Source organism: Burkholderia sp. MSMB2157WGS (assembly GCF_001532755.1).
Taxonomy (GTDB): Bacteria; Pseudomonadota; Gammaproteobacteria; order Burkholderiales; family Burkholderiaceae; genus Burkholderia.
In genome coordinates this window covers 159,581-174,960 of the sequence record NZ_LPJG01000005.1, presented here as the reverse complement: position 1 = coordinate 174,960, position 15,380 = coordinate 159,581, and the positions used below count along the sequence as shown (strand labels likewise).

At 66.1% G+C, this 15,380-nt stretch carries 10 protein-coding genes, 1 tRNA gene, 1 pseudogene and 2 riboswitches; of the genes and pseudogenes, 6 read left to right on the top strand and 6 right to left on the bottom strand.

What is annotated here, in order from left to right:
• Positions 1 to 39: 39 nt before the first annotated feature.
• From WT53_RS02180 to WT53_RS02165, 4 genes are all read right to left on the bottom strand, one after another.
• A complete protein-coding gene (locus WT53_RS02180; protein WP_060258388.1) occupies positions 40 to 1,983 on the bottom strand; it encodes a tetratricopeptide repeat protein in 1,944 nt (647 codons plus the stop codon).
• 262 nt (positions 1,984 to 2,245) lie between these two features.
• Positions 2,246 to 2,986 (bottom strand): acetyltransferase, encoded by a 741-nt coding sequence (locus WT53_RS02175; RefSeq protein WP_034209602.1) that lies wholly within the window; start codon positions 2,984 to 2,986, stop codon positions 2,246 to 2,248.
• Between the two features lie 265 nt (positions 2,987 to 3,251).
• Entirely contained in the window at positions 3,252 to 4,850 is a 1,599-nt protein-coding gene (locus WT53_RS02170) for a TIGR04222 domain-containing membrane protein (RefSeq protein ID WP_034209857.1), read from the bottom strand.
• Between the two features lie 133 nt (positions 4,851 to 4,983).
• Positions 4,984 to 5,304, bottom strand: coding sequence for a helix-turn-helix domain-containing protein (locus WT53_RS02165; protein WP_034209603.1), 321 nt, complete (start codon positions 5,302 to 5,304; stop codon positions 4,984 to 4,986).
• 237 nt (positions 5,305 to 5,541) lie between these two features.
• Here WT53_RS02165 and WT53_RS02160 point away from each other — a divergent pair, with 237 nt between their 5' ends.
• A complete protein-coding gene (locus WT53_RS02160) occupies positions 5,542 to 7,227 on the top strand; it encodes a hypothetical protein (RefSeq protein ID WP_156447847.1) in 1,686 nt (561 codons plus the stop codon).
• 147 nt (positions 7,228 to 7,374) lie between these two features.
• Positions 7,375 to 7,593, top strand: a pseudogene (locus WT53_RS34015) (tyrosine-type recombinase/integrase); the annotation flags it as partial.
• A gap of 89 nt (positions 7,594 to 7,682) precedes the next feature.
• Here WT53_RS34015 and WT53_RS02155 read toward each other — a convergent pair.
• Positions 7,683 to 7,758, bottom strand: a tRNA-Arg gene (locus tag WT53_RS02155).
• 251 nt (positions 7,759 to 8,009) lie between these two features.
• On the opposite strand from WT53_RS02155, the gene WT53_RS02150 reads away from it, so the two are divergent.
• Positions 8,010 to 8,897 carry a cytochrome c5 family protein gene (locus WT53_RS02150; protein ID WP_034209605.1) on the top strand — a complete coding sequence of 296 codons (888 nt, stop codon included), beginning with the start codon at positions 8,010 to 8,012 and terminating at the stop codon, positions 8,895 to 8,897.
• 112 nt (positions 8,898 to 9,009) lie between these two features.
• Here WT53_RS02150 and WT53_RS02145 read toward each other — a convergent pair whose 3' ends face one another.
• Positions 9,010 to 11,097: a UvrD-helicase domain-containing protein gene (locus tag WT53_RS02145; RefSeq protein WP_034209606.1), complete on the bottom strand. Its 2,088-nt coding sequence runs from the start codon at positions 11,095 to 11,097 to the stop codon at positions 9,010 to 9,012.
• 666 nt (positions 11,098 to 11,763) lie between these two features.
• On the opposite strand from WT53_RS02145, the gene WT53_RS02140 reads away from it, so the two are divergent.
• The 3 genes from WT53_RS02140 to gcvT all read left to right on the top strand — a co-directional run bounded on the left by WT53_RS02140 (position 11,764) and on the right by gcvT (position 15,262).
• On the top strand, positions 11,764 to 12,816 hold the full coding sequence (locus WT53_RS02140; RefSeq protein WP_060258307.1) for an oxidoreductase: 1,053 nt from the start codon (positions 11,764 to 11,766) through the stop codon (positions 12,814 to 12,816).
• Between the two features lie 499 nt (positions 12,817 to 13,315).
• On the top strand, positions 13,316 to 13,678 hold the full coding sequence (locus WT53_RS02135; RefSeq protein ID WP_034209609.1) for a hypothetical protein: 363 nt from the start codon (positions 13,316 to 13,318) through the stop codon (positions 13,676 to 13,678).
• A 113-nt stretch (positions 13,679 to 13,791) separates the two neighbouring features.
• A riboswitch (glycine riboswitch) is annotated at positions 13,792 to 13,894 on the top strand.
• A gap of 33 nt (positions 13,895 to 13,927) precedes the next feature.
• Positions 13,928 to 14,060, top strand: a riboswitch (glycine riboswitch).
• Between the two features lie 83 nt (positions 14,061 to 14,143).
• Positions 14,144 to 15,262: a glycine cleavage system aminomethyltransferase GcvT gene (gcvT, locus tag WT53_RS02130; RefSeq protein WP_034209610.1), complete on the top strand. Its 1,119-nt coding sequence runs from the start codon at positions 14,144 to 14,146 to the stop codon at positions 15,260 to 15,262.
• Positions 15,263 to 15,380 lie beyond the last annotated feature (118 nt).

Here is a 15,380-nt window from a genome sequence, read left to right as displayed (position 1 = left end):
CGATAGTCGGACAAGCGCGCGACCATTTCGGTCATCAGGTCAAGTGGTACGCAGTGTCGCATCCGCGATCACGCGCCCGGCCGCGATATATGCGGCAAACGTCTCCCGCAAGCGCTCAGCCATCTGAATCCAGCTGTCGCCACGCCCGCGCCGGAACAGCCGCACCGTGCCCGGATACCACGGCGAATCCTCACGGTCGTGCATCCACCGCCAGTCCACGTCCTGATTCGGCAGCAGCACCCAGCAAGGCTTGCCGAGCGATGCGGCCAGATGCGCGGTCGACGTGTCGACGCACACCACGAGATCGAGTTGCGCGACGATCGCGGCCGTATCGGCGAAATCGTCGATCTCCGAGCCCAGGTGCAGCAACGGCAAGCCGCCCGGCGGATGCCGCGCCTCGTCCTCGCCCTGCCCCTTCTGCAGGCTCACGAAATTCACGCCCGGCACGCTCCACAGCGGCGTCAGCAATGCCAGCGACGGCAGCGAGCGGTGCGCGTCGTTGTGATGCTTCGGATTGCCTTTCCACACGAGGCCGACACGCGGGCCGACCGGCAGCGCGTCGAGGCGGGCCCCCCAGTGCGCGACGCGCGCCGGCTCGGGGACGAACCGCATCGGCGGCGGGATCGTGTCGAGCGTCGTGCCGGCGTGCATCGGCGCGCTCAACAGGCTCGTCCAGTAATCGAATTGCGCGGCCTGCGCGGTAGCCGTTTCGTGATCGAGCACCGCGTCGACGCCGTCGACCGTCGCCATCAGCCGATGCAGCGCCGGCTGGCACGCGAACACCACACGCACCGCCTGCCGTGCGCGAAACTCCGCGAAATAACGGCTGAACTGCAGCATGTCGCCGAGGCCGTCCTCCTGCCAGACCAGCAACGTCTTGCCGGCCAGCGGCTCGCCTTGCCATTGCACGCACCGCAGCACCTCACGGGTCCGGCGATGCACGAACGTCGACTGCTCGTAACGGGATTCGTAGCGACGCCACCCTTCCTCGAACCGTCCGCGGCTGAGCAGCAGCGTCGCCAGCCCGAAGCGCGCGTCGTCGTAGTCGGCGCGCAGCTCGAGCGCGCGACGGTATGCGCGTTCGGCTTCGTCGAGGCGGCCCGCATGCGCGAACGTCGTGCCGAGGTTGTAGTGCGCCTCGGCCATCTGTGGCGCGAGCGCCAGCGCGTCGGCGAACGCGATGGCCGCTTCGTCGTGGCGGCCCTGCGCACGCAGGACGCAGCCGAGATTGTTGTGCGCCTGCGGCAGGTCGGGTCGGCAGCGGATGGCGTCGCGATAGGCCGCTTCCGCTTCGGGCAAACGATCGAGGTTCTGCAGCGCGATACCGAGGTTGTAATGCGCTTCCGGATGATCCGGACACAGCGCTATGGTCTGCCGGCTGGCCGCCTCCGCTTCCGGCAGCCGCTGCATGTCGACGAGGATCGCGCCGAGATTCGCGTGCGCGAGTACGTGATCGGCGCGAACGGCGATCGCGAGCCGATACGCGAGCTCCGCCTCCGCCGGCCGGGCCAGGACACGAAGCAGGTTGCCGAGATCGGTCAGCACATCGGGCGACCGCGGCTCGATCGACAGTGCCTGCCCGAATGCCTGTTCGGCCTCGTCGAGCCGGCCGAGCGCTTCGAGTACCTTGCCGAGCCGGTGATGGTGCGACGCGCGTAGCGGCGTGACCGACGCCAATTGCCGGCGGGCGATCACCTCCGCCTCGGGTAGCCGCCCCTGCGACACAAGTAGCGCGCCAAGTCCTTCGTATGGCGGATCGAACGCCGGCATGGCATCGATCGCGCGTCGCCACCAGGCTTCCGCGTCGGCCATCCGGTTCAGGCCAAGCGCGCACACGGCCGCGACGTGCAGCGCCGCAATGGCCGGCGCGGGCGCATCGAGCAGCGGCGCGACGCGCGACAGCGCGTCGGCGAACCGTCCGTTCTGGCACAAGGTCGCGGCTTGCTGGGCAAGCGCAGATTCGTCGGGGGCTGGCTTCGTCATGAGCGGAGGCTGGGGCGGTTCGTCGCGTCCGGCGGCATCGCGGCGGTACGCCGTGCGCGGGAGTGCGACGCGCGGTTCGCCGTTTTGGCACGGACGGCTTCGCATCACCGGCTACCGAAGCAGATGCGGCTACGGTGCCGCGATTTGAGCTCGTTGCAGGCGGTTGTTCAACCGATTGACCACGTCGTGCAACGCCGGCCATCGCATTGCGGCGCCGCTGCCGGACACGCGAGGCGCGCCGTGAGTCCGGATGATCCGATGCTCAGGCGGGCGTCGTAGCGCTCGGGTCGCGGGACGCACTCATTGCACGATCCTTCGCCTCCTGTAGCGCTGCGAGCGTGTCGAGCGCCCGCCCTTCGTCGGCAGTCAGGTCGACAAGAAACGCATCGTTGTTCTCTTTGATCCAGCCGAGTGGCATATCCCACCACGCGAGTTGCAGCAGTTGTTCGCGCACTTTCTCCGAGAAACGGAAGCGAATCAGGCGCGCGGGCGATCCCGCGTAGATTCCATATGCCTCGGTACGGAAATTGGGCGGAATCACGGCTCGTGCACCGATCACGCAGCCGCTTTCGATTCGACTGCCACCAAGAAACAACGCTTCGTCGCCAATCCAGACGTCGTTTTGGATCACCGTGTCCTGGTATTGCGGCATCGGCACACTTTCAAGGCCATTACCGTAGATGCTGAACAGACTCGTGGAGATGGTTCGCATTTCGTGCTGGCCATTCAACAGAAATCGCAGACGCATTCCGCCGGCAACGTTCTTGCCGATCACAAGTTTCTGATGCCCTTGGTCATACTTAGCGATCGACCCCACACCGAGTCCTGAGCACCGGCCGATTTGAAAGGTGCCGACCTGGGCCTCTTCATCAAGCCAGTCGCGGAAGAAATTGTTCGGAATGGTCGAAAAGGCACCATCGCGGTAGCCCAGTACGATGAAATGCTTCGCCCACGGATGGTCGGACAGTACACCAATGCAATCGTCGGAGGTCGTAACGTTCATACGCGGTCGCAGGTTTGCCGGCGCAGCGGCTCGATGCCGGGGCCGCCGGGAACAGGATGGGGTAGCGGCGCGGCACATCGGCCGCGATCATGGACGATGCAGTATAGAAAGCATGCGGAATCGATTGACGACGAATAAGAGTGGCGTTCTGACTTCTGTTCCGTCGATCGAGTCGGCGTAGTCGCGAGCCGGCGACGCGGCATCGCAGGCGCGGAAACAGGCACGGCGGAACGTTGTCGTTGCTACTTTGACGCACCGCTCTCGCTCAGCTCGACGAACACCCGCCGCAACTGCTCGAACTGCACGAACTCGACGAACTGCAGCTCGACGACGAGCAACTGCTGTCGGACGAATCGTACGACGTGCCGCCGCCCGCTTTCGCCGCGGCGACCGGCGGCACCGGCGAGGCGGCCAGCACCGTGCCCGAATACGCCGACCACGCGGTACCGGCCAGCGCGCCTGCCCCGAACAGCGCGGCGGTCCACAACAGCGGGTCCGGATCGTCGCGTTCTGCGTCGCGTGTCCCGCCCGTTTCCTGCGCGTTGCGCGCATGCGACGCCTCACGCGCGGCCCGCGGATCGTGCGCAGTCCGGCGCTCGAGCAGCGCGGCGCGCCCGGCCGCCGTGGCGCCGCCGCGCCCGAAGCCGGTCAGTCGTCGCGCGACGATCCGGTACGCGATCGCGAACACCGCCATGCAGATGCCGAGCAGCAGCACGGGCCGACCGCGGCTCAACCCGACCGCGAGCTTCGCGGCGCCGGTGCCGAGCACGAGCAGCACGATCGCGCGCGCGGCCAGGCGCGACGCGCGCAACTCGCCGGGCGCCCAGAACCAGCCCTGCGCCCGCATCCCGTCGACCACCTCCTGCGCATACCCGGCAAGCCGCTCGCGAAACACGCCGTAGCGCACGGTGCCGGACGGTTGCTCCTCAAGCCACACGCAGTGATCGTCGTACCGGCCCGCGCGTTCCGGATCCGCGATCTTCACGTAACCGCCGTGCCGGGGAAGGGTCCACAGAACGACCGCGCCCGCATGCGCGAGCCACATCGTCACGACTTGCGCGACCCGCGCTTCGCCGCCGGTGAGATAGGCGACTTCGTCGGCGCTCAACCCGGACGAAGCCTTGCGCGTACGCCGCCCCCAGCGACGGACGCGAAATTCGAGGGCCTGGAGCGCGACGATCAGCAGCAACGCAACAACACAGGCCGGCACGTAGAACGCGAGAAACTGCGGCCCCGTGTAATTCAGCACGTTGAAGTCCTGCGCCGATGCGCATGTGGCGGCGACGCTCGCGGCCGCCGCCGGCCACGCGAGTTTCGGCAGACGGTTGCGCCATGCACGGCGCGGCGGCGCGGCGGCCGTGCCGTCAGGCTGCTGCGCCTCCGCCTTCGCATCGGCCGGCCGATCGACGGGACGCGGCCAGATCGATGCCGGCGGCTCGCAGCCGAACAGCCGGCGGTAGCTGTCGAGCGTGTCGCGATAGCGCTGCGCGTACACGGTGGCCTCGTCCGGCGCGCCGGTGCCGGGCATGTGGTGCAGCGGCGCGCGCAACACGCCGGCGCAGAACACATCCCAGTATTCGAGCGTGTATTGCAGATGGAAATGCCACGCGGCATCGACCGCGACCGACGGCGTGACCGGATGCCCGGCCGCCTGTGCGAGGAACGCGAAGCGCTTGTATTCGTCGATCACGGCCAGCGCGTGGTCGCGCGACCAGCCTTCGGCTTCGGCGAGGCGCCGGCTGTACGGCAGCGGCGCGTGAGGATCGTCGGGGGAATACGCGTGCAGACGCGCAAGCAGCGCCTGCTGTGCCTCGGTCGGCGCGCACGCGGCGACTGCGGTCGAGGTAGACGGGATGGCAGCCATCGGGAGTCGGCGCGATGCGCGGACGGCCGCCGCGATCGACGCTTGGAGTGGTCGTTGCGGGCGATTCTCGCACAACGGCGAGGCACCGCGGCGGCGTGCCGCGCGCATCTGGGGCTGCTCGCCGCGCCACAAGTCAGAAACCGAGCTGCGCGAGCGTGATGTCGAGCGCGGCCGCGACTTTCTTGCGCATCGACTTGTGCAGCTTCTCGCGCTTTTCCTGTTTCGCGTAGTCCGATCGGCTAATGCCCATCCGCCGCACGACCTCGGCCCGCGTCAGGCCGAGATACCCGCGCCACGCGCGCGTCGCCACGTCGACCGTTGCGCTGCCGACTGCGTGCGGAATCGAGTCGCGAGCTTCGTCGCGCTGCACCATGTATTCCGCGTAGGGGATCATCACAAAGGCCGGCGCCCCGTCCGGCACGCTGATGAGCTGAGCGGAAAGGGATTTGCTCATCCGATGATCGGCGCCGTCGCTTCTACCTTTGTTCAGTAACTTACTCATGACGCTCGATTGAACTGGCCGCGCTCATCTGTATAAACTGCCACCAACCATCGCATCCCACCAAGTCAGGCGCAAGCAAAGCTGCCAGTAATACAGCAAAGTCAATCATTCATAGCCCATCGTAGGCTTAACTACCGTACGCACTGGGTCGTTCAAACGACAGCGTTAAAAATCAACAGGAAAATACTTATGGCGGAGCGTCGTTCGTCGGATTGCGAAAGGGTGTTGAATTCCTGCCTTGAGACTCTTCAGAACCGCGTTTCTATGGCGTGGAAGGGTCGTGAGAAAGAAGCCTTGATCTCGCTTGTCAGAGTTCTCGACTATGTCGCAGCGGCATCGATCTGGGGATTGGGAGTCCACGATGAGACATCTACATCGAAGACAAGAACGAACCCGAGATTTGCGCTCATGGGTGCGGCGGCCGCGCTGCGGCCGTTCCTTTCTGCAGTAAAGAACCTACCCGGTGGGGTTCCATGGGGTCCCAGCCAACTCCAAGTACAGCAATACTCCTATTCCTATCTCCACACTTGCGGTGAATTGATATTCCTGCGTCGTATGGCCGCATTGGAGCACTATGGCCTAGCCACTTCAGAACGCGAGGGGGCGGGTCAGTTTCGGATTAAGGCGGTAGCGGGCGCGCGCGAACGAGCTCTGATGGCTGCCTCCCAAGCGCTAGGGACACGTCGCCCCGAAGTTGATGTACCCGATACCGACGTGGACTGGTCTCGAGTTCACGCTCGGATGGCGAGCTACGTGGACACACCGGATGATTGGTCCATCTGCTATGAAAATGACTCGGAGATTGTGTCGATCTACCGCAATGCGGCTCGGCAATTTGGTCACGGCTTCTTCGAGGCAGAGGCACTTCCGGATGATGTGATCATTGGCGACAGGAGCTTCGGAGAGTGGAAGCACGCCTGCGAGCAAGCTTTGGGACGAATCCTTGCGCACATGAATTTCGCACGCCTACTCCAGAAGAAAATTCCAACAATTAACTTGAGGGACGTTCTTACTATTTTCGCCAGGAAAGACGATCTAAGGGATGTTTGGGAAGAAGCTGGAATTCCTGAAGCACTGATCCCTGCCACCATGAAGGCACTAACTCTGGACGTCGACGGATTGGACGACTGGGATAAAGCATTTGAGACACCCACCCCCTTTTATGTGGATCTCGGTAAGGATTTTGCGCTACTTCCTTGTTTTGGCGCTCTGATTAATCCGTACTTTGCGCTCTTCCGACACCTGAGGCAATTTTACAAGGCCGACTGGGATCGAGGGGTCGATCGCCGCGAAGAAGCTTTTCGCGCTGACTTAGCACGTTTGTTCACTGAGCCGAGATTTATTGTGCCGCCTCAAGGATTTCGACTTCAGCGCGCGGACGGCACTATGCTGACGGACATTGATGCCATCATAATTGACCGGGGATGCGGATCGGTCGCACTTGTGCAACTGAAATGGCATGACGTCTTCGGTTTCTCATTATCAGAAAGAGAAAGTCGTAGGCGAAATATTATCAAGGCCAATGATTGGACCTCCAAGGTCTCCGAATGGGTCGGCAGCAGATCATCGCAAGAGATCCTGCAACAGTTTCGGATCGACATACCTGTCTCTGATCGTCCCCCGCTTCTCTACGTCATCGCCAGATACATGGCTCGGTTCTCCGGGGCCGAAGACCAAGATACCCGGGCATTCTGGCTTGGTTGGCCAGAAATAGAGAATACCGAAAAAAACGCATTTACGACCTCGGATCCCTTAGAATTTATACCGATGCAAATAATGCGGGATCAGAAGAAATACGAATCACCCTTTACGCAGAATTTGGTTTTTCAGTTCCCGGATCTTGCAGTGAACCTAGAGATAGGTGCGTCGCCATGAGCTACCCTACTCATGGCCCAAGGGGTTGGACAGGTGGGAAACGATGGAAATGGTGCAACGATACTCGCACCTAGCAGCGGACCAGCCGGCACAATGGGTCGCGCCACTCACAGCCGAAACGACGACGGCGTCAGCTGCAAACCGGCCTATCAGACCGTGACCGCCGCGTGGCAGAAGGCCTTGAGGCCAGCGGTGATACGCGGCTTCCGTTGGCACGATCTGCGGCACACCTAGGTGAGCTGGCACGTGCAGCGCGGCGCGCCACTGCAGGTGTTGAAGGAGTTGGGCGGCGGGGCAACGCTGGAAATGGTGCAGCGGTACGCGCACCTGTCAGCCGACCACTTGGCGTATTGGTCACGCCGCTGACGGACGAGCCGGCGCCGGTGCTAGCTGCAATTTAGCTGCAATGAGTCTGTCCGACGAAGGAAGGAAACCGCTGAAAGCCTGACTAGACTTGGCGCGCCCGGCTGGGATCGAACCAGCAACCCCTGCCTTCGGAGGGCAGTACTCTATCCATTGAGCTACGGGCGCGTGAGACAGTGAAGCGACCCCATATACAGGCCGCCCACGATCGGCAAGACGGCAAGGATACCCGGTTTCCCATGACGCGTCCACCTCGCCCGCCGAATCGCCGTCGGGCGAGCCTGCGTGCGGGTAAACACGCGCCATCGCACCGCTCGCCGTGATGTAAACGTTCCGTCTATAATCGTCCGTGCTTCATTGGACTGCCATTTTGCCGTTGCACCGCGCTCACAATTCCTATTCACGGAGACGAGGCAAGCATGAGCGAAGCACCCCACGAATCTCCCGTCAAAACCCCCGGGCAGCTGATTGCCGTCATCATCGCGTCGTTCGCGATTCCGATCGTCCTGATCGTCCTGTTCGCCAATTACGCGAACCATGCATTCCGTTCCGGCGCCGGCACGGACGCGCTGTCCGACGAGCAGGTCGCCGCACGTATCGCCCCGATCGCGAAGGTCGACGTGAAGGACGCCAACGCACCCCGCACGTACAAGACGGGCGAGGAAGTCTACAAGGCCGTCTGCGTGACCTGTCACGGCACCGGCGCCGCCGGCGCGCCGAAGTTCGGCAACAAGGACGACTGGGCGCCGCGCATCTCGCAGGGCTTCGACACGCTGCTGAAGACGGCCCTCGCGGGCAAGGGCGCGATGCCGGCGCGCGGCGGCACGAGCCCCGACGACGTCAGCGACTATGAAATCGCGCGCGCGATCGTCTACATGGCGAACAACGACGGCGCGAACTTCCCCGAACCGGCCGCACCGGCCGCCAACGCGGCACAGGCCGCCAGCGGCGCACCCGCGTCGGGCGCCGACGCGTCGAACGCGCAGGCCGCCGCCGCCATGGCTGCGATCGCCGCGATCCCGAAGGCCGGCGAAAAACCCGCGGCCGCCCCGGCCGCCGCCGATGCGGCAACGGCCGGCAAGGCGCTGTACACGTCGACCTGCCAGGCCTGCCACGCGGCCGGCGTGCTCGGCGCGCCGAAGTTCGGCAGCAAGGAAGACTGGGCGCCGCGCCTGAAGGATTCGATGGACACGGTCTACAACTACGCGCTGCACGGCAAGGGCGCGATGCCGCCGAAGGGCGGATCGAACGCGTCGGATGCCGACGTGAAGGCGGCCGTCGACTACATGGTCAACGCGGCGAAGTAACGGTCCCGCTCGGCCATCCGTAAAAAACCCCCGCGACGCACGCGCATCGCGGGGGTTTCGTTTTCGTGCGGCCGGTTCGTCGCGCCGACGTACGCGCGGCGGCGGCGCCGCGTCACTTCTGCAGCAACGCCTTCAGGCTCGCGAGCCGGTCCTTCGGCGACATCGGCGCCTCTTCCGGCGTCGGCGGCGGCGCTTCGTCGAGTCCCATCTCGGGAATGAACCGCGACGGTTCGCACACGACCGTCTCGCGCGCCCGCTTGCGCTTCTTGCACCAGTTCAGGTGCAGGCTGCGCTGCGCGCGGGTGATCGCGACGTACATCAGCCGGCGCTCCTCCTCGATCCGTTCGTTGTCGATCGGGCCGTCGTCCTCGCTACCGCCGCGGTGCGGCATGATGCCTTCCTCGACGCCGACCAGGAACACGTGCGGATACTCGAGGCCCTTCGACGCGTGGACGGTCGACAGCCGCACGGCGTCCGGATCCTCGTCCTTGCCTTCGAGCATCGACATCAGCGCGACGGTCTGAATCAGGCCGAGCAGGTTCTTGCCCGTATCGGCGAGCCCGTCCGCGTTGTGGAAACCGTCGGCCTCGCCGTCGACGGCGTCCGTCTCGGGCTTCGTACCCTTGCGCTTCAGCCATTCGAGGAATTCGAGCACGTTCTGCCACTTCGACTGCGCCTGCCGCTCGTCGAACGCGTCGTACAGGTACGCCTCGTAGTGGATCGCCTCCATCATGTCGTCGAGCACGACGGTCGCGGGCTCCTTGTCCGCGCGCTCGGTCAGGCGCTGGATGAAGTCGCAGAACATCCGCAGCGGCTCGACCTGGCGCGCCGACAGCCGCGCCTCGATCCCGCCCATGTACACGGCCTCGAACAGCGACACCTTCGCCTGCCCCGCGAACGACCCGAGCGCCTCGAGCGTCGTGTTGCCGATGCCGCGGCGCGGCGTCGTGACCGCGCGGATGAACGCGGGATCGTCGTCGGCGTTCGCGATCAGCCGCAGGTACGCGCACAGGTCCTTGATCTCGGCCTTGTCGAAGAACGACTGGCCGCCCGACAGCACGTACGGAATCCGCTCGCGCCGCAGCACCTGCTCGAAAATCCGCGCCTGGAAGTTGCCGCGGTACAGGATCGCGTAGTCGCGGAACTGCGCGCGCCGCTCGAACTTGTGCGCGGACAGCCGGAACACGACCGATTCGGCCTCGTGTTCCTCGTCGTTGCACGCCGTGACGGTGATCGAATCGCCCATCCCGTGCTCGGACCACAGCTTCTTCTCGAACAGCTTCGGGTTGTTCGCGATCACGTTGTTCGCGGCGGTCAGGATCCGCACCGTCGACCGGTAGTTCTGCTCCAGCTTGATCACGTGCAGCTTCGGGAAATCCTTGCCGAGCTGCGCGAGGTTCTCCAGCGTCGCGCCGCGCCAGCCGTAGATCGCCTGGTCGTCGTCGCCGACCGCCGTGAACGCTGCGCGCGGGCCCGCGAGCTGCTTGAGCAGCTCGTACTGGCACGCATTGGTGTCCTGGTACTCGTCGATCAGCAGGTAGCGCAGCTTGTTCTGCCAGCGGTCGCGCACCTGCTCGTTCTTCGCGAACAGCTCGGCCGGCAGGCGGATCAGGTCGTCGAAATCGACCGCCTGGTACGCGTGCAGCGTCGCCACGTAGTTGCGGTAGACCAGCGCGGCCTGGTGCTCGTCCTCGTTGGCCGCGATCGCCATCGCCTCGTCGGGCATGATCAGGCCGTTCTTCCACAGCGAGATGATGCTCTGGATCTTGCGGATCAGGCCCTTGTCGGTCGTGCCGAGCTGCTCCTGGATCATCCCGAAGCAGTCGTCCGAATCCATGATCGAGAATTGCGGCTTCAGGCCGACGTGCTCGGCCTCCTGGCGCAGGATCTGCACGCCGAGCGAGTGGAACGTGCAGACGGTGAGTTGATTGACGGGCACCTTGCGGCCTTCCTTGCCGGGCGTGGTGAGCGTCTTGCCTTCCAGCAGCTTGGACACACGCTCGCGCATTTCGGCGGCGGCCTTGTTCGTGAACGTGACGGCGGCGATATGGCGCGGCTCGAAGCCTTTCGCTTCGATCAGGTGCGCGATCTTCTGCGTGATCACGCGGGTCTTGCCGCTGCCCGCGCCGGCGAGCACGAGGCAGGGACCGTCGAGGTAGCGCACCGCTTCATTCTGAGCGGGATTGAGGCCTGCGGACATGATGGCGGATGGTGTTGCTGGTTGACGGCGGAACGCCGGGAGGATGCCGTGCGCGGCAAGCTGGCGAAGCAGGCGCACACGCAGGCAGGACGCGCATGTTAACACGTCGGCGGCGTGTATTTCGGGCGCGCCGCAGGGCAGGGGCGCGCAGGCTTGCCGGGCGGGCGCCTCCTGTCCGTTCGCCGGGGGCGCGCCTGTCCGTTCGGCCAATCCGGCCCCGTCCGCGCTGCGATCGGACACAATACGCACTCCCCCGGCGCCACCCGCCGGCCCGCTTCAAATTCTCCTGAGCCGTCACCGGATCGATCTCATGGAATACCTGCTCGCCGCCGCCGCCGTCGGCCCACCGCTGTCCGTGCGGTGGCATTGCATGCGCGGGCGCCGCGGCAGCCCGAGGCTGCCGCCCCGCGCGACAGTGTGGCTGGAGACGGCCCGCTCCGGGGCTGGCTGGCCGCCACGGCTCGCCGCGCGCCGCGCGTCAGTTGGTCACGCCGTACGGCGCCCATCCCGCGCAAAATGCCGGCATGCCTCGTGCAAACGCCGCATCGCTTCGCGCGTTTCGCCCGACGCGTCTGTGCAAGCGGCGGCGCCATGCCAAAATAGCCGGTCGTCTCCGTGCCGTTTCGGCGCGCCATCCTTTAATTTCCTTCGCAGCCAGGAATTGCCATGTCGTCATTGCTCAGGATTGGTTTGATGGGTTTCGGTTTCGCCGGCGCGACGTTCCACGCGCCCGTGATCGCCACGAGCGGCCGCACTGAAGTCGCCGCGATCGCGACGGGTCAGTCCGATCGCGCGCACGCCGCCTATCCGGGGGCGCGCATCGTCCCCGACCTCGACACGCTGCTCGGCCTCGACGACATCGAATGCGTGGTGATCGCCACGCCGAACGACACGCACTTCACGCTCGCGCGCCAGGTGCTCGAAGCCGGCCGCCACGTGGTCGTCGACAAGCCGGTCACGCTCACCGCCGACGAGGCGCTCGCGCTCGCGCGGCTCGCGAACGCACGCAGCCGGTTGTTCGCGCCGTTCCACAACCGCCGCTGGGACGGCGATTTCCTCACCGTGCGCCGGATCGTCGACTCGGGCGAGCTCGGCCGCGTCACCTGCTTCGCGTCGCACTTCGACCGCTTCCGGCCGACGCCGCGCACGCGCTGGCGCGAGGAGCCGGCCCGCGGCGGCGGCCTGCTGCTCGACCTCGGCCCACACCTGATCGATCAGGCGCTCGTGCTGTTCGGCACGCCGGACACCGTGAGCGCCACCGTCAAGACGCGCCGCGACAACGGCACGGCGCCCGATTTCGTGCACCTGCTGCTCGGCTATCCGGACAAGGACGTCGCGCTGCATGCGAGCGCGCTGTCGGCGATCGAGCCCGCGCGCTTCACGCTGCACGGCACGCGCGGCAGCTACCAGAAGTTCGGGCTCGACACGCAGGAAGACCAGCTCAAGGCCGGCCTCACCGCCGACGACGTCGAATTCGGCGGCGGCAATCCGCCCGGCCTGCTGCGCGTGCTCGACGGCGACGTCGAAGTCGAACGTCCGGTGCCGACGCTCGACGGCCAGTACGCGGAGTTCTACCGCGCGCTCGCCGCATCGATCCGCGACGGCGCGCCGTTCCCCGTCACCGCGCAGGACGCGGTCGACGTGATGACGATCATCGAGCTCGCCGCGCAAAGCGAGCACGACGGCCGCCGGCTGCCGTTCGTGCGTCGTATCGTCTAATCGTTGCCGGCCGGGGCGGCGCCGCCGCGGCCGGCATCCCACGCCATGCGCCACGCACCACGCACCGCAGCGTCTGCCGCCCGCGGCCCCGGCGACTCGGCGACTCGGCGACTCGGCGACTCGGCGGCTCGGCGGCTCGGCGGCTCGGCGGCTCGGCGGCTCGGCGGCTCGGTGGCGCGGCGGCTCGGTCGGCTCGGTCGGCTCGGTCGGCTCGGTCGGCTCGGTCGGCTCGGTCGGCTCGGTCGGCTCGGTCGGCTCGGTCAGCTCGGTCAGCTCGGTCAGCTCGGTCAGCTCGGTCAGCTCGGTCAGCTCGGTCAGCTCGGTCAGCTCGGTCAGGTCGGTCAGGTCGGTCAGGTCGGTCAGCTCGGTCAGCTCGGCGGCATGGCGGCATGGCGTCTCAACATTCCGTTACAAATGGTGCGGGAACGAAAGTCAGCGGTCGTCCGGTCTGACGCGTTTCTCGAAAATCGATCCGACACCCATCCGTCAGGAGAATTTGATGCAACGGTTGATTCGCGCAGCGGCATGCTGCGTCCTGGTTTCCTCGCTCGCGGCCTGCATCGTGCAGCCGCAGCGGCCGGCCCGGCAGGCGCCCCCGCCCCGACCGAATCCGCAGGTCGTCGCGAACGACCGCATGCAGGAGGTCCAGGGCCGGATCGACAACCTGCACCGCCGCATCGACGCGCGCGTGAACGGCGGCTACTACCCGCCGCCGTATGGCGCGCAGTTGCACCACCGCCTCGACGTGATCCGCCAGGAAGCGAGCGACATGGCGGCCCAGCACAACGGCGGCCTGTCCGGCGACGAGCAGCGGGTGCTGAACCAGGAACTCGACACGGCCGCACGCGCGATCGGCGAGTAACGCGCCGGCGCCTGCCGGAGCGGATGACGCGGCGGCGCCCAGGGCCGCCGCTTGTCGCGAAGCGACATTCTTTTGCCCAAATTGACAATGCCCACCCGCTCGCGTACAGTCGCCCGCACGCGTCGGGAGAGCGTGCGACCGGGTGTTCCGACACCGGTTGCGCCGCCGAAGGGGCACACCCGCAAACTCTCAGGCAAAAGGACCGACCGCGTCGGGGAACCGCGTCCGCGCACTGCGCGCGCAATACGTTCCCCGCACTCTGGAGAGCGGCAGTAGCCCGCAGCGCATTGGCTGCGCGGGCAAGCTGCCCACCGAAGGGGCGCGCGCTCGCCGGGCTTGGCCCGAGCGCAATCTCTCAGGTATCGAGGACAGAGGGGCATGTACCGGATTGCTCGAGGCCATCGGCCGCGGCGGTCGGCACATGGCCGTTCTGATCCGCGCGCAAGCGCCTTGCCTGAGGCCTCGATGACTGCACTGAATCACACCCCGCTCAACGCCGCGCACCGCGCGCTCAATGCCCGCATGGTCGACTTCGGCGGCTGGGACATGCCCGTCAACTACGGCTCGCAGATCGAAGAACACGCGGCCGTGCGCACCGACGCCGGCATGTTCGACGTGTCGCACATGTGCGTCGTCGATTTCACCGGCAGCCGCGTGCGCGCGTTCTTCGAGCATGCGATCGCGAACCACGTCGGCAAGCTCAAGACGCCCGGCAAGGCGCTCTACTCGTGCCTGCTCAACCCGCAGGGCGGCGTCATCGACGATCTGATCGTCTATTACTTCACCGAAGAATTCTTCCGCGTGGTCGTCAACGCCGGCACCGCCGAGAAGGACATCGCGTGGTTCAACCAGCTGAACGAGCAAGGCGGCTACGGCCTGACGATCGCGCCGCGCCGCGATTTCGCGATCGTCGCCGTTCAGGGCCCGAACGCCCGCGAAAAGGTCTGGGCGACGGTGCCGTCCGCACGCGCCGCCACCGGCGAGCTCAAGCCGTTCAACGCCGCGCAGGTCGCCGGCACGCCGTTCGGCGATCTCACCGTCGCGCGCACCGGCTACACCGGCGAAGACGGCTTCGAAGTGATCGTCCCGGCCGTGCACGTCGTAGCGCTGTGGAATGCGCTGCAGCAAAACGGCGTGCGCCCGTGCGGGCTCGGCGCGCGCGACACGCTGCGCCTCGAGGCCGGCATGAACCTGTACGGCCAGGACATGGACGATACCGTCTCCCCGCTCGACGCGGGCCTCGCCTGGACGGTCGACCTCAGCGCGCCGCGCGACTTCGTCGGCCGCGCCGCACTGGAAGCCAACGGCACGCGCGCCGCGTTCGTCGGCCTGATCCTGCAGAAGGAAAACGGCAAGGCGGGCGGCGTGCTGCGCGCGCACCAGAAGGTCGTCACGCCGCACGGCGAAGGCGAGATCACGAGCGGCACGTTCTCGCCGTCGATGCAGGAATCGATCGCGTTCGCGCGCGTGCCGACGGCCGTCCAGATCGGCGACACCGTCCAGGTGCAAATTCGAGACAAGAATCTTCCCGCGCGCGTGGTAAAACTGCCGTTCGTGCGCAACGGCAAGGTCCTCGCTGCGTAACGACCGAGAAGCGGCCGGGGCCGCCTCCCGGCAAGCCGGGAGATGGCGCCCGGCGCAACCCCATCCGGCGCACCATGGCGGCGCGCCAGCAGAACGAACACACCTTTTTATCCAGGAG

What these genes read in the sequence shown, in the direction of transcription:
- WT53_RS02140 (WP_060258307.1), top strand. Translation starts at nt 11,764, where the DNA reads ATGTCGTCATTGCTCAGGATTGGTTTGATGGGTTTCGGTTTCGCCGGC.
- WT53_RS02180 (WP_060258388.1), bottom strand. Translation starts at nt 1,983, where the DNA reads ATGACGAAGCCAGCCCCCGACGAATCTGCGCTTGCCCAGCAAGCCGCG.
- WT53_RS02135 (WP_034209609.1), top strand. Translation starts at nt 13,316, where the DNA reads ATGCAACGGTTGATTCGCGCAGCGGCATGCTGCGTCCTGGTTTCCTCG.
- WT53_RS02170 (WP_034209857.1), bottom strand. Translation starts at nt 4,850, where the DNA reads ATGGCTGCCATCCCGTCTACCTCGACCGCAGTCGCCGCGTGCGCGCCG.
- WT53_RS02160 (WP_156447847.1), top strand. Translation starts at nt 5,542, where the DNA reads ATGGCGGAGCGTCGTTCGTCGGATTGCGAAAGGGTGTTGAATTCCTGC.
- WT53_RS02145 (WP_034209606.1), bottom strand. Translation starts at nt 11,097, where the DNA reads ATGTCCGCAGGCCTCAATCCCGCTCAGAATGAAGCGGTGCGCTACCTC.
- WT53_RS02165 (WP_034209603.1), bottom strand. Translation starts at nt 5,304, where the DNA reads ATGAGCAAATCCCTTTCCGCTCAGCTCATCAGCGTGCCGGACGGGGCG.
- WT53_RS02150 (WP_034209605.1), top strand. Translation starts at nt 8,010, where the DNA reads ATGAGCGAAGCACCCCACGAATCTCCCGTCAAAACCCCCGGGCAGCTG.
- WT53_RS02175 (WP_034209602.1), bottom strand. Translation starts at nt 2,986, where the DNA reads ATGAACGTTACGACCTCCGACGATTGCATTGGTGTACTGTCCGACCAT.
- gcvT (WP_034209610.1), top strand. Translation starts at nt 14,144, where the DNA reads ATGACTGCACTGAATCACACCCCGCTCAACGCCGCGCACCGCGCGCTC.